The following is a 12,948-nucleotide window of genomic DNA, read 5'->3' as shown; positions in this document are numbered from 1 at the left end:
GGGCTTGCACACCCATGCCTCCCAGCTCAATTGATAATGGGCATCCAGCTCGGCGTCGGTTTGAGGGGTGACTACCCGGTACATAAAGCGCTCCTTGAGTTGGCGCCGACGGACAGAGTGAAGGGCTTGCGCACCCATGCCTCCCAGCTCAACTGATAATGGGCATCCAGCTCGGCTGCCGTCTGGGGGGTGACCACCCGGTACATAGTTCCATCCTTGAGTTACACTGGTCGAAAACCATCTTGCCGTGCAAATTCATGGACTTCAATCTGCAAGCGTACCAAGCCGACCACTTATTGCACCTCAGCGCCAAGCCCCAGCGCCGGCTCACCGTGCAGGAAAATGCCCATCACCGCTGGCTGGAGATCGACGGCGTGGTGCAGTCGGCCATGTCCCTGGCCGAGCCCGCCACCCTCTGCCTGCCGCACCAACAGGTGATCGCCTACCTGCTGCCCGAACAGGCCGCCAGCATCCTCGAACTGGGGCTGGGGGGCGGCGATCTCACTCGCCATCTGCGTCGACGCTGGCCCGATGCCCGCCACGAGTGCGTCGACCTCGATGAAGAGGTGATCACCCTCTATCAACTGTTCTTTCAGCCCGAACAAGGCAGCCAGCGTACACCTACCCTGCACCAGGCCGATGCCCTCGCCTTTCTGGAGCAGAGCGAGGCGCAGTACGACCTCATCCTGCTCGATCTGTTCAGCCAGGACGGCAATCCGCCGCTGCTGTTCCAGGAGCGCATCTATCAGGCGCTGGCCCCCCGCCTCAACGGCGAGCTCATCATCAACCTGCTGCCGCGCACCCGCCTCGAGCTGACCCGGGTACTGATGCTGCTGGAGCAGTGGGTCGGCCCCACCACCCCCTACCCGGTGCCAGGGCTGCGCAACATACTGCTGCACACCAGCCCGCGCGATCCGCTGGCGTCAGACCTGTAGCCAGAAGGTGACCGGGCCGTCGTTGACCAGCGCCACCTTCATGTCGGCGGCGAAGCGGCCGGTGGCAGTCGGTATGCCGCTGGCGGCGGCCCGCGCCACGAAGTAGTCGTACAGCCGCTCGGCCTCGACCGGATGAGCGCCGCCGGAGAAGCTGGGCCTCATCCCCTTGTTGGTGTCCGCCGCCAGGGTAAACTGGGAGACCACCAGCAGGCTGCCGCCGGCCTGGCTAACGTTGAGGTTCATCTTGCCATTCTCATCGGAGAAGATGCGGTAACCGCTCACCTTGTGCAGCAGCTTGTCCGCCTTGGCCTCGTCATCCCCCTGTTCCACGCCGAGCAGCACCAGCAGACCCTGGCCAATGGCCCCGGTCACCTCGCCCTCTACCGTTACGCTGGCCTCGCTGACCCGCTGAATCAGTGCTATCACATCCCTCTCCTCTCAAAACGAAACGACCGCCCCCATCTGCTGACGGGGGCGGTCGTCGATGCTAACAGCAAGGGGCCGGGTCAGGCCAACTCATCGGCACCCGGTCGCTCATATTCGCCGAGGCAGGCGGTGGTTTCCGCGCCAAGCAAGACCACCAGCCAGCTCAGGTAGACCCAGACAAACAGAATGGGAATGGTCGCCAGGGCGCCATAGATGGCCTGATAGGAGGGGAAGTTGGTGATGTAGATGGCAAAACCGCGCTTGGCCAGCTCGAACAGGGTGGCCGCCACCAGGGCGCCGATGAAGGCGTGCATCAGCCGCACCTTGCAGTTGGGCACCACGGTATAGACCAGCAGGAAGGTCAGTACAGAGAACAGGAATGGCAGGCCGCGCAGCAGCAAGTAACCGATGCCGAACAGGCTCTCGGCCCCGAACAGCCGCAGCGAGAAAATATAGGAGGAGATGGCGATGCTGGCCCCGATGAGCACGGGGCCCAGGGTTAGGATCATCCAGTACATGGCGAAAGCCTGGGCCAGCGGCCGGCTCCGGGTCGAACGCCAGATGTAGTTGAGGTTCTTGTCGATGGCCGAGATCAGCATCAGCGCCACCACGATCAGGGCACCGATGCCGACCGCCGTGGTGTTGGTGGCGTTGGCCACGAAGCCGTCGATGTACTCCTTGAGCATCTCGCCGGCGGTGGGTACGAAGTTGTGATAGACGAACTGCTCCATTGCCTGCTTCAGGCTCTGGAACACCGGAAAAGCCGACATCATGCCGAACACCACGGCGATCATGGGCACCAGGGAGAGCAGGGTGACATAGGCCAGATAGCCGGCGGTAACCGTCAGCCTGTCCTGCTGGAAACGGCCCCAGACGAACTGGGCGAAATGGCGCCCATCATGGCGCAAGAAAGAGAGGGCGTGACCGAGACGGCCACCGGATTTCAGCTGCATTGTGCTTCCCGATGTCTTCATCATGCCGACATTGTGTCAGATCCCGTCACCGTTTGACCACCCGCGAGCCGGCCGGATGCGACTCGTCCGGGCGCGACTGCGACCCCTTCTGTGGGAAACGACCATAAAAAAAGAGGCCCGCAGGCCTCTTTTCATCGCTGATGCAGCAGATCAAGCACGACCGGCGCGCTTGCGGTCCAGTTCGGTCAGCAGCTTCTTGCGGATACGGATGCTCTTCGGAGTGACTTCAACCAGTTCGTCGTTGTCGATGAACTCCAGAGCCTGTTCCAGAGACATGCGGATCGGCGGAGTCAGCACCTGGGCTTCGTCGGTACCGGAGGCACGCATGTTGGTCAGCTGTTTGCCCTTCAGGCAGTTGACGGTCAGGTCGTTGGAACGGGAGTGGATACCGATCACCTGGCCTTCGTACACTTCGGTCGCGTGACCGATGAACAGACGACCACGGTCTTGCAGACCGAACAGGGCATAGGTCAGCGCCTTGCCGGTGGCGTTGGAGATCAGCACGCCGTTCTGACGCTCACCGATGCTGCCACCCTTGTGCGGACCGTAGTGGTCGAAGGTGTGGTACAGCAGACCGGTACCTGAGGTCAGGGTCATGAACTCGGTCTGGAAGCCGATCAGGCCACGGCTCGGGATCATGAAGTCGAGACGAACACGGCCTTTGCCATCCGGGGTCATGTTGGTCATCTCGCCCTTACGCAGGCCGAGTTGCTCCATAACGGAACCCTGGTGCGCTTCTTCCACGTCCACGGTTACGGTTTCGAACGGTTCTTGCAGAACGCCGTCCACGGTGCGCAGGATAACTTCCGGACGGGATACCGCCAGCTCGTAACCTTCGCGACGCATGTTTTCGATCAGGATGGAGAGGTGCAGTTCACCACGACCGGAGACACGGAACTTGTCCGGATCGTCGGTCTCTTCCACACGCAGGGCCACGTTGTGGACCAGCTCCTGGTTCAGACGCTCCAGGATGTTGCGGGAGGTCACGAACTTGCCCTCTTTACCGGCGAACGGAGAGGTGTTGACCTGGAAGGTCATGTTCACGGTCGGCTCGTCAACGGAGAGCGGCGGCAGCGCTTCAACGGCACCGTTGTCGCAGATGGTGTCGGAGATCTTCAGCTCGCCCAGACCGGTGATGGCGATGATGTCGCCAGCTTGCGCATCGGCCACTTCGGTACGGGACAGACCCAGGTAGCCCAGTACCTGGCCAACTTTGCCGGTACGGGTCTTGCCGTCGGCACCCACTACGGTCACTTGCTGGTTGGTCTTGACGCGACCACGGGTGATGCGGCCGATACCGATAACGCCTACGTAGGAGTTGTAGTCCAGCTGGGAGATCTGCATCTGGAAGGCACCGTCGGTGTCCGCGGCAGGCGCTTCCACGTTGTCGACGATGGCCTGGAACAGGGGTTCCATGTTCTCGGACTCGACGTCTTGATCCAGGGTGGCCCAACCGTTCAGTGCAGAGGCGTAAACAACCTTGAAGTCCAGTTGCTCATCGGTGGCGCCCAGGTTGTCGAACAGATCGAAGACCTGATCCATTACCCAGTCAGGACGAGCACCCGGACGGTCGATCTTGTTGATGACCACGATCGGCTTCAGACCCTGGGCGAACGCCTTCTGGGTCACGAAACGGGTCTGCGGCATCGGGCCGTCAACGGCGTCAACCAGCAGCAGTACGGAGTCAACCATGGAGAGCACACGCTCAACTTCACCACCGAAGTCGGCGTGACCCGGGGTATCCACGATGTTGATGCGGTAGTCGTTCCAGCGGATCGCAGTGTTCTTGGCGAGAATGGTGATGCCACGTTCCCGTTCCAGATCATTGGAGTCCATGATCCGTTCCTGACCTTCGCTGGTGCGATCCAGAGTGCCGGATTGCTGCAGCAGCTTGTCCACCAGCGTGGTTTTGCCGTGGTCAACGTGCGCAATAATCGCAATATTGCGTAAATTCTCTAACATTCTCGCCTCAAATCACCGGGTAAAATTGGGCGCTAATTGTACTCTCGCCTTTGTGATCTGCCTAGCAGAATTGCAGTACATTCGCGCATAACAGGGGATCAGGATCATAGACCTTCTCATCAAAGCCTGCTTAGATAGGGGCCGACCGTATACCACGCACCATTTTAGTGCACCAAAACGATCCAAGGTTGCACTACTTTGAGGCGTAACGCGCTGAGATAGCGAGTCTCGGGGCAGGCCCGTAGTCGCAAATGCCCTGAAATCAAGCTGTCACAAACTTGGCACGATACTGGCTTATGTGAATGTGATGACGCATTCACCCTAAGAGTTTTAACACCGGAGGTTACTTAGCATGTCAGCCCAGAACGTTTTGGCCCTGATCCAGGAACACGAAGTCAAGTTTGTCGACCTGCGCTTTACCGATACCAAGGGTAAAGAGCAGCACGTATCCATCCCTGCCCACCAGGTCGACGAAGATTTCTTCGAAGACGGCAAGATGTTCGACGGCTCCTCCATCGGCGGCTGGAAAGGCATCAACGAATCCGACATGGTGCTGATGCCGGATCCTGCCTCTGCCAAGCTGGACCCGTTCACCGAAGAGACCACCCTGAACATCGTCTGTGACGTGCTGGAACCCGCTACCATGCAGGGTTACGACCGCGATCCGCGCTCCATCGCCAAACGTGCCGAAGACTTCCTGAAAGCCAGCGGTATCGCCGACACCGTGCTGTTCGGGCCGGAGCCGGAATTCTTCATGTTCGACAACATCACCTTCTCGAACACCATGGGTCACAGCTTCGTGAAGATCGAATCCGAAGAAGCCGCCTGGAACTCCGGTACCAACTACGAGCACGGCAACAAAGGCCACCGTCCGTTCGTGAAGGGCGGTTACTTCCCAGTTGCCCCGGTCGACTCCTCTCAGGACATCCGCGCCGCCATGTGTCTGGTGCTGGAAGAGATGGGCCAGGTCGTTGAGGCTCACCACCACGAAGTGGCCACTGCCGGTCAGAACGAGATCGCCACCCGCTTCAACACCCTCACCCTGAAGGCTGACGAAGTACAGGTACTGAAGTACGTGATCCACAATGTGGCCCACGCCTACAACAAGACCGTCACCTTCATGCCGAAACCCATGTTCGGTGACAACGGCTCTGGCATGCACTGCCACCAGTCTCTGGCCAAGAACGGCGTCAACCTGTTCGCCGGCGACCTGTACGGCGGTCTGTCCGAGATGGCGCTGCACTACATCGGCGGCATCATCAAGCACGCCAAGGCCATCAACGCCTTCGCCAACCCGACCACCAACTCCTACAAGCGTCTGGTTCCGGGTTATGAAGCACCGGTCATGCTGGCCTACTCCGCCCGCAACCGCTCTGCCTCCATCCGTATCCCGGTGGTACCGAGCCCGAAAGCGCGCCGCATTGAAGTCCGCTTCCCGGATCCGGCTGCCAACCCGTACCTGGCTTTCGCTGCCCAGTTGATGGCCGGTCTGGACGGCATCATCAACAAGATCCATCCGGGCGATGCCATGGACAAGAACCTGTATGATCTGCCGCCGGAAGAAGCAGCCGAAGTGCCGACCGTGGCCGGCTCTCTGGACGAAGCCCTGGCCGCGCTGGATGCGGATCGCGAGTTCCTGACCCGCGGTGGCGTGTTCAGCGACGACTTCATCAACTCCTACCTGGAGCTGAAGCAGCAGGACGTTGACCGTGTGCGCATGACCCCGCACCCGCTGGAATTTGAACTGTACTACTCCGTTTAATCCGGATCCCAGCTCAGAACTTGACCAAACCCGCCGACAGGCGGGTTTTTTCTCTGATAGGATTAAGCAGAATCCCGTCAAGGAGAGATGGATGAAAACCGCCTACCCAGTATGGATGCTGAGCCTGTTGCTGCTGGCCACCAGTGCCGCCCAGGCCGCCAAGGTATACTCCTGGACCGACAACCAGGGGGTCGTCCACTACACGGATGCACCGCCCCCGGGACAGAAGGCCAAGGAGGTCGATCTGCGCGTCGCCCCCTTCATCGGCACTGCCCCCCGCTCGGTCCAGGTGGACAATTTCAACAGCCTGACCGGTGTAGATGCCAAAAAAGAGAAGGAAGCGGCCAAGCTGGTGATCGAACTGCTCTCCCCGGAACAGGGCAGCACCCTGCGCGACAACACAGGCAACGTGGTGTTCCAGGGCCAGGTCAGGCCCCAGCCCCCCACCCAGTATGACGTGCGCCTGACCCTGGACGGCAAGGCGGCCCCTCTCGTCAACAATGCCCTCGCCATCCGGGTCGAAAACCTGGATCGCGGTGCCCACGAGGCCCAGCTCGAGCTGCTCGCCAAAGACGGTACGATCCTTGCTAAATCCAAGGCAGTCACCTTCTACCTGCACCGGGCCAACATCAATTCAGCCCCCAAAGCGACCCCGCTCAACAACAAGGGGTGATCCTGTGCCTCGATACGGGTAGACTAAATGCACCACATTGGTGCATAGCTGGTGTATAGCACCGTTTTAGGGAGAAACCAGTGCCAACCCGCCCGGATCAAGCCAGGATACTGCTCGACAACCTGCTGACTGCCGTCATCCTGATGGATGAACGGCTCTGCATCCAATTCGTCAACCCCGCTGCCGAGCAGCTGCTCTCCCTCAGTCAGCGCCGATTGATCGGCATCGAGCTGCCCCATCTGCTGGAACATATCTCCCTCGATCTGCAGCGTCTCAAGCAGTGCCTCAGTTCGGGGCAGGGCTTCACCGACAGCGAAGTCACCCTGGTGGTGGAGGGGGAGCCCAGGCTGGTGGAGATGAGCGTCAGTCCACTGGCCGACCACGAACAGCGGCTGATGGTGGTGGAGCTGCGCAAGATAGACCAGCAGAAGAAGATCAGTCAGGAGTTGCAGCAGCATGCCCAGCAACAGGCGGCCAAGGAGCTGGTACGCGGCCTGGCCCACGAGATCAAGAATCCCCTCGGCGGTCTGCGCGGCGCGGCCCAGCTGCTGCAAAAGGAGCTGCCCGACCCCGCCCTGCGCGAGTACACCGGCATCATCATCGAGCAGGCCGACCGGCTGCGGGTACTGGTCGATCGGCTGCTAGGCCCCCAGCGGCCCGGTCGCCACCAGATGCACAACGTGCACTCGGTGCTGGAGCAGGTGCGCCGGCTGGTGGAGCTGGAGCTACCGCCGACGGTGCGTATCGAGCGGGATTACGATCCCAGTATCCCGGAGTTCGAGATGGAGCCGGACCAGCTGCAGCAGGCCTTTCTCAACATGGTGCGCAACGCCGCCGAGGCCATCGGCGAGCAGACCGGCCTCATCCGCATCAAAACCCGCACAGCGTTCCAGATCACCATCCACGGCCAGCGCTACCGGCTGGCGGCCGAGATCAAGATCATCGACAACGGCCCCGGCATCCCGGATGCCATCCGCGACACCCTCTTCTATCCGATGATCACCGGCAAGGAGGGAGGCACCGGGCTCGGCCTCTCCATCGCCCAGAATCTGATCGACCAGCACAAGGGGCGGATCGACTGTATCAGCTGGCCCGGCCATACCGAATTCACCATCTTTCTACCGCTTCGCAAATAAGGGAACGTCATGACAGCAAAAGTGTGGATCGTCGATGACGACAGTTCTATCCGCTGGGTGCTGGAGCGCACCCTCGGCAGTGAAGGCTTCGAGTGCGAAAGCTTCGCCGATGGCGAGGCGCTGCTGAGCTCGCTGGAAATGCGCTCGCCGGACGTGATCCTCTCCGACATCCGCATGCCCGGCATCGACGGCCTCAGCCTGCTTGAGCAGATCCATCGCCGCCAGGCCGACCTGCCCATCATCATCATGACCGCCCACTCGGATCTCGACAGCGCAGTCAACGCCTACCAGCGCGGCGCCTTCGAATACCTGCCAAAGCCGTTCGACATCGACGAGGCGGTCACCCTGGTGCGCCGCGCCGAGAATCACCTCAAGGAGCAGCGCACCAAGCGCAAGGCTCGCCAGCAGGATCCGGCCAGCAGCCCGGAGATCATCGGCGAGGCGCCGGCCATGCAGGAGGTATTCCGCGCCATCGGCCGGCTGTCGCGCTCCAGCATCTCGGTGCTGATCAACGGCCAGAGCGGCACCGGCAAGGAGCTGGTCGCCCACGCCCTGCACAAGCACAGCCCACGCGCCCACAAGAACTTCATCGCCCTCAACATGGCGGCCATCCCGAAAGATCTCATCGAGTCGGAACTGTTCGGCCATGAGAAGGGGGCCTTCACCGGTGCCAACAACATCCGCCACGGCCGCTTCGAGCAGGCCGACGGCGGCACCCTGTTTCTCGACGAGATCGGCGACATGCCGCTCGACGTGCAGACCCGGCTGCTGCGGGTGCTGGCCGACGGCCAGTTCTACCGGGTCGGTGGCCATCAGCCGGTGCAGGTGGATGTGCGGATCATCGCCGCCACCCACCAGAACCTGGAGAAGCGGGTGGCCGACGGCGAGTTTCGGGAAGACCTGTTCCACCGCCTCAACGTCATCCGCATCCACATTCCCGCCCTCAAGGAGCGGCGCGAAGACATTCCCCAACTGGCCCGTCACTTTCTGCTGCGGGCAGCCAAGGAGCTGAACGTCGAGGCCAAGAGCCTGCATCCGGATACCCAGGCCTATATCAGCCGTCTGCCCTGGCCCGGCAACGTGCGCCAGCTGGAGAACGTCTGCCGCTGGCTCACCGTGATGGCCTCGGGGCAGGAGGTGCTGGTGAGCGACCTGCCCACCGAGCTGCTGACCCCCATCACCAGCACCGCTGAGCCGGGCCAGCCGGCGCTGTCCGGCGGCTGGCAACAGCAGTTGCAGGATTGGGTCGCCGCCAAGCTGGCACTGGGGGAGACCGACATCCTGGCCGATGCCCTGCCCCAGTTCGAGCGGATCATGCTGGAAACCGCGCTGGACCATACCCATGGCCACAAACAGGAGGCGGCACGCCTGCTCGGTTGGGGACGCAATACCCTCACCCGCAAGCTGAAGGAACTCGACCTCTCCTGAGTCCCGAGGAAAAACGATTCCCATCACGCCTTGGCAAATCGCCGACCAATAAGACCCCGTTTGATTTCAAACGGGGTATCTTTTTTGGAAGCCCCGCCTAGAATGGCAGGCTTTCCAACCCGACTCGAAGAAGGCGCCATCATGATTGACAGATCTCTTCCCCTGACCGACCTGCACCGCCATCTGGACGGCAACATCCGTCCGCAGACCATCCTCGAGCTGGGACGTCAGCACAATATCCAGCTGCCGGCAGACGAACTCGAAGCGCTGCGCCCGCATGTGCAGATCGTCGAGAACGAGCCGAGCCTGGTCGCCTTCCTGAAGAAACTGGACTGGGGCGTAGCTGTGCTGGCCGACTACGATGCCTGCCGCCGGGTGGCCTACGAGAACGTGGAAGACTTGCTGCGCGCCGGCATCGACTATGCCGAGCTGCGTTTCAGCCCGGCCTACATGGCGATGGCCCACAAGCTGCACCCGCAGGGCGTGGTCGAAGCCATCATCGACGGCGTAGCGGCCGGTAGCCGCGACTTCGGCATCAAGACCAACCTGATCGGCATCATGAGCCGTACCTTCGGCACCGAGCAGTGCAAGCAGGAGCTGGATGCCTGCCTGGCTCATCGCGACAAGCTGGTTGCCATCGATCTGGCCGGCGACGAGCTGGGCTTCCCGGGCGAGCTGTTCACCGAGCACTTCCGCCGGGTGCGCGATGCGGGCATGCGCGTCACCGTGCACGCCGGTGAAGCCGCCGGCCCCGAAAGCATGTGGCAGGCCATTCGCGAGCTGAGGGCCGAACGTATCGGCCACGGCGTCAAGGCGATTCAGGATCCAGCCCTGATGGCCTATCTGGCCGAGCACCGCATCGGCATCGAATCCTGCCTCACCTCCAACATTCAAACCACCACGGTGGCGAGCCTGATCGAGCACCCGATCCGCCAGTTCCTGGCCGCCGGCGTGCTGGCCTGTCTCAACACCGACGACCCGGCGGTAGAGGGGATCGACCTGCCCCACGAATACGAGGTGGCGGCCCCGGCTGCCGGCATGACGATGAGCGAGATCCGCACCGCCCAGCAGAATGGCCTGACCCTGGCCTTCCTGAGCGAGAGCGAAAAGGCTGAGCTGAGCGCCCGCGCAGCCCAGCGCTGAGTACTGCCAGGCCCAATAAAAAAACCGCCGAGAGGCGGTTTTTTTATTTTCCAACAGCATCGACCGGCTTAGATCACCCGGGAAAACTGCTGCTGGCGCGCCTTGCTCCGCAGGTAAACATCGAAACACATGCAGATGTTGCGGATCAGCAGCTGACCGGTAGAGACTACCTCCAGCCCCTCTTCGGTCATGTGCACCAAGCCGTCATCGATGAAGGTCTGCAGCAGCTTGAGATCCTCGGCGAAGTACTCATTGAACACCAGATCATGGGCCTGCTCGACGGCGGCAAAGTTCAGGGAAAAATCGCAGATGAGGCGCTTGATCACCTCGCGGCGGATCAGGTCGTCCCGATTGAGGGAACACCCCTTCCACTGGGCGTACCCCAGCGTTTCCACCTGGGCGTAGTAGGCCTTGAGCTCTTTCTGGTTCTGGGAATAGGCATCGCCGATCATGCTGATTGAGGAGACCCCCAGCCCCAGCAGGTCGCAATCCCCCTGGGTGGTATAGCCCTGGAAGTTGCGATGCAGCTTGCCCTCACGCTGGGCCACCGCCAGTTCGTCGTCCGGCTTGGCGAAGTGATCCATGCCGATGAACTGGTAACCCTGACCGGTCAGGAAGGCGATGGTGTCCTGCAGCATGGCCAGCTTCTCCTGCGGCGCCGGCATGTCCGCCTCCTTCAGCTTGTGCTGGGCGGCAAAACGGCTCGGCAGGTGGGCATAGTTGAAGATGGAGAGGCGCGCCGGGTCGGTCTTGAGCACCTCTTCCAGGGTGTGGTGGAAGCTCTCTCGGTTCTGATGTGGCAGGCCGTAGATGAGATCCAGGTTGGTGGAACGAAAACCCAGTTCGCGGGCTCGCTCCAGCATGGCGCGGATGAAGTCGTTGTCCTGCTCGCGGTTGACCGCGACCTGGACCTCCTTGTTGAAATCCTGCACGCCAAGACTGATGCGGTTGAAGCCGATTTCCCGCAGCACGTCCAGCATGGAGAGCTCGATCTCGCGCGGATCCACCTCGATGCTGAACTCCCCCTCTTCGGCGAAATGGAAGTGCTCCCGCAACATGGTCATCAGTCGGCGGGTCTGGGGTTCATCCAGATAGGTGGGCGTGCCGCCGCCCCAGTGCAGCTGGGTCACCAGCCGCTCCTTGAACAGCGGGGCCTGTGCCTTGATCTCCTGCTCGAGGTAATCGAGGTACTGGTCAGCCTTGTGGCGGTGACGGGTGATCACCTTGTTGCAGCCGCAGTAGTAGCAGAGCTTGTGACAGAAGGGGATGTGCACGTAAAGCGACAGGTTGCGCGCCGGATACTGGCTCGCGGCCTGGACAAAGTCCGGATAACCGAAGCCCTCGTTGAACTCCAGCGCAGTGGGATAGGAGGTATAACGCGGGCCGCTGTAATTATATTTTTCGATCAGGGCCTGATCCCACACAATCTGTTCTGCTTGCACGCTTGCTTCCTCTTGTTGTTATTGGCTCACCGGCTTAACTGAAAATCCTTCAGTCGGGCCACATCCTTGAGGATCTGCGCCTCCAGCTCGGCCTCATAGCCACTGCGTTCGAGATCCATCTTCATGATTTCATTGCGCTTGAGGGCCCGCCTCGCCTCATGGGTCGGCATCTCTTTCACCTTCTCGTAGAGACCGTACAGACCCGGAAATTCACCGGCAAAGGCACGACCGCCCTTGATCTGCAGTGCATCGAGCAGGTTGGTCAGCCGGATGGCACCTTCGGAGTAGTCGCACTGGCCATCTCGTACCGCGTGGGCGATGACCCTGACGCTCTCGAGAATACGCTCATTGCGAGCTGCGATGGCCTGCTGCTGGCTGTCGTGCTGGCGCTTGAGACGGGCCAGCAGGGAACCGGCATAGAAGGCCAGCCCCAACAAAATCAGGCCGCCCAACAGGGCGGCCAGCATCCATCCACTCATCACTTTTTCTTCGGCTCAGGCTTGGGCTCCGGCTGATAGTCAACCTGAGTGAAACGATCCCACAGCTCCTCTTCGGAGGCAGGTTGGTTCGGCTCGTCAAAGTCGACATCATCAAAGTCCATGTCGTCTTCGTCGTCATCGTTGTCGATGATGCCAAGCTCGTCCATCAGCACCTGATAGCGATCGACCCGCTGATCGACCCAGGCCTGTTCGGTCGCTTCCAGGGTTTCACCGGCATCCAGACGATCCAGCAGGGCATTGAGGCGATCATCATTCTCGATGGAGGCCAGCTCCTGCTCGGGGGTCATCACCAGCTTCTTCTCTTTGGCCGGCTTGGGCGCCACCGGCTTGCCACCCTTATCTTCCACGATCAGGGCGACGGGCTTGCGGGAACCGATACGCGGGTCCTTGGCCTGCTTGGTGCCGCCTTTCTTGCCGCTCTGCTCGACTTGCTGGCGGGATCCGGCCTTCAAGCCCTTGCGCTTGGCGGCGCGCTTGCGCTCACGGCCTTCCTGGGCACTGGCCTCTGATTCTTTGCGCTTACCGGCGGGCTTGCGATTGGGTTGTTTAGCCGACATGAATGACTGA

The 12,948-nt window shown here is 61.3% G+C and carries 13 protein-coding genes; 6 read left to right on the top strand and 7 right to left on the bottom strand.

Going from position 1 to position 12,948, the window contains the following annotated elements; all coding sequences use genetic code 11:
* Positions 1-71: 71 nt before the first annotated feature.
* A complete protein-coding gene (locus ACB031_RS19135; RefSeq protein ID WP_371140076.1) occupies positions 72-206 on the bottom strand; it encodes a hypothetical protein in 135 nt (44 codons plus the stop codon).
* A 51-nt stretch (positions 207-257) separates the two neighbouring features.
* Between ACB031_RS19135 and ACB031_RS19130 the strand changes: the two genes are divergently transcribed.
* A complete protein-coding gene (locus ACB031_RS19130) occupies positions 258-935 on the top strand; it encodes a spermidine synthase (RefSeq protein ID WP_005307819.1) in 678 nt (225 codons plus the stop codon).
* On the opposite strand, the gene dtd is transcribed toward ACB031_RS19130, so the two are convergent.
* The 3 genes from dtd to typA form a co-directional block, all read right to left on the bottom strand.
* Positions 924-1,361, bottom strand: a complete 438-nt coding sequence (dtd, locus tag ACB031_RS19125) for a D-aminoacyl-tRNA deacylase (RefSeq protein WP_005307813.1) — start codon at positions 1,359-1,361, stop codon at positions 924-926. The genes ACB031_RS19130 and dtd overlap by 12 nt on opposite strands.
* An 80-nt stretch (positions 1,362-1,441) precedes the next feature.
* Positions 1,442-2,314, bottom strand: a complete 873-nt coding sequence (locus ACB031_RS19120) for a virulence factor BrkB family protein (protein ID WP_017766237.1) — start codon at positions 2,312-2,314, stop codon at positions 1,442-1,444.
* 171 nt (positions 2,315-2,485) lie between these two features.
* Positions 2,486-4,297: a translational GTPase TypA gene (gene typA, locus ACB031_RS19115; protein ID WP_005307808.1), complete on the bottom strand. Its 1,812-nt coding sequence runs from the start codon at positions 4,295-4,297 to the stop codon at positions 2,486-2,488.
* A gap of 352 nt (positions 4,298-4,649) precedes the next feature.
* Between typA and glnA the strand changes: the two genes are divergently transcribed.
* The 5 genes from glnA to add all read left to right on the top strand — a co-directional run bounded on the left by glnA (position 4,650) and on the right by add (position 10,439).
* Positions 4,650-6,059, top strand: coding sequence for a glutamate--ammonia ligase (glnA, locus tag ACB031_RS19110; protein WP_005307807.1), 1,410 nt, complete (start codon positions 4,650-4,652; stop codon positions 6,057-6,059).
* A gap of 91 nt (positions 6,060-6,150) precedes the next feature.
* Entirely contained in the window at positions 6,151-6,732 is a 582-nt protein-coding gene (locus tag ACB031_RS19105) for a DUF4124 domain-containing protein (RefSeq protein WP_201882193.1), read from the top strand.
* Between the two features lie 80 nt (positions 6,733-6,812).
* Positions 6,813-7,868, top strand: coding sequence for a nitrogen regulation protein NR(II) (gene glnL, locus ACB031_RS19100; protein ID WP_005307805.1), 1,056 nt, complete (start codon positions 6,813-6,815; stop codon positions 7,866-7,868).
* Positions 7,869-7,877: 9 nt separating this feature from the next.
* On the top strand, positions 7,878-9,296 hold the full coding sequence (glnG, locus tag ACB031_RS19095) for a nitrogen regulation protein NR(I) (RefSeq protein WP_005307804.1): 1,419 nt from the start codon (positions 7,878-7,880) through the stop codon (positions 9,294-9,296).
* A gap of 141 nt (positions 9,297-9,437) precedes the next feature.
* Entirely contained in the window at positions 9,438-10,439 is a 1,002-nt protein-coding gene (gene add / locus ACB031_RS19090; protein ID WP_371140075.1) for an adenosine deaminase, read from the top strand.
* Between the two features lie 68 nt (positions 10,440-10,507).
* On the opposite strand, the gene hemN is transcribed toward add, so the two are convergent.
* The 3 genes from hemN to yihI are packed head-to-tail and all read right to left on the bottom strand — an operon-like array spanning position 10,508 to position 12,938.
* Positions 10,508-11,881, bottom strand: coding sequence for an oxygen-independent coproporphyrinogen III oxidase (gene hemN, locus ACB031_RS19085; RefSeq protein WP_371140074.1), 1,374 nt, complete (start codon positions 11,879-11,881; stop codon positions 10,508-10,510).
* A gap of 26 nt (positions 11,882-11,907) precedes the next feature.
* Positions 11,908-12,348 (bottom strand): DUF2489 domain-containing protein, encoded by a 441-nt coding sequence (locus ACB031_RS19080; protein ID WP_005307801.1) that lies wholly within the window; start codon positions 12,346-12,348, stop codon positions 11,908-11,910.
* A gap of 11 nt (positions 12,349-12,359) precedes the next feature.
* Positions 12,360-12,938 (bottom strand): Der GTPase-activating protein YihI, encoded by a 579-nt coding sequence (yihI, locus tag ACB031_RS19075; RefSeq protein WP_371140073.1) that lies wholly within the window; start codon positions 12,936-12,938, stop codon positions 12,360-12,362.
* Positions 12,939-12,948: the final 10 nt, after the last annotated feature.

The organism is Aeromonas sp. S8(2024) (genome assembly GCF_041403085.1).
Lineage (GTDB): Bacteria > Pseudomonadota > Gammaproteobacteria > Enterobacterales > Aeromonadaceae > Aeromonas > Aeromonas dhakensis.
The sequence above is the reverse complement of the archived record's forward strand: the minus strand, read 5'-3'. Positions and strand labels throughout refer to the sequence as shown.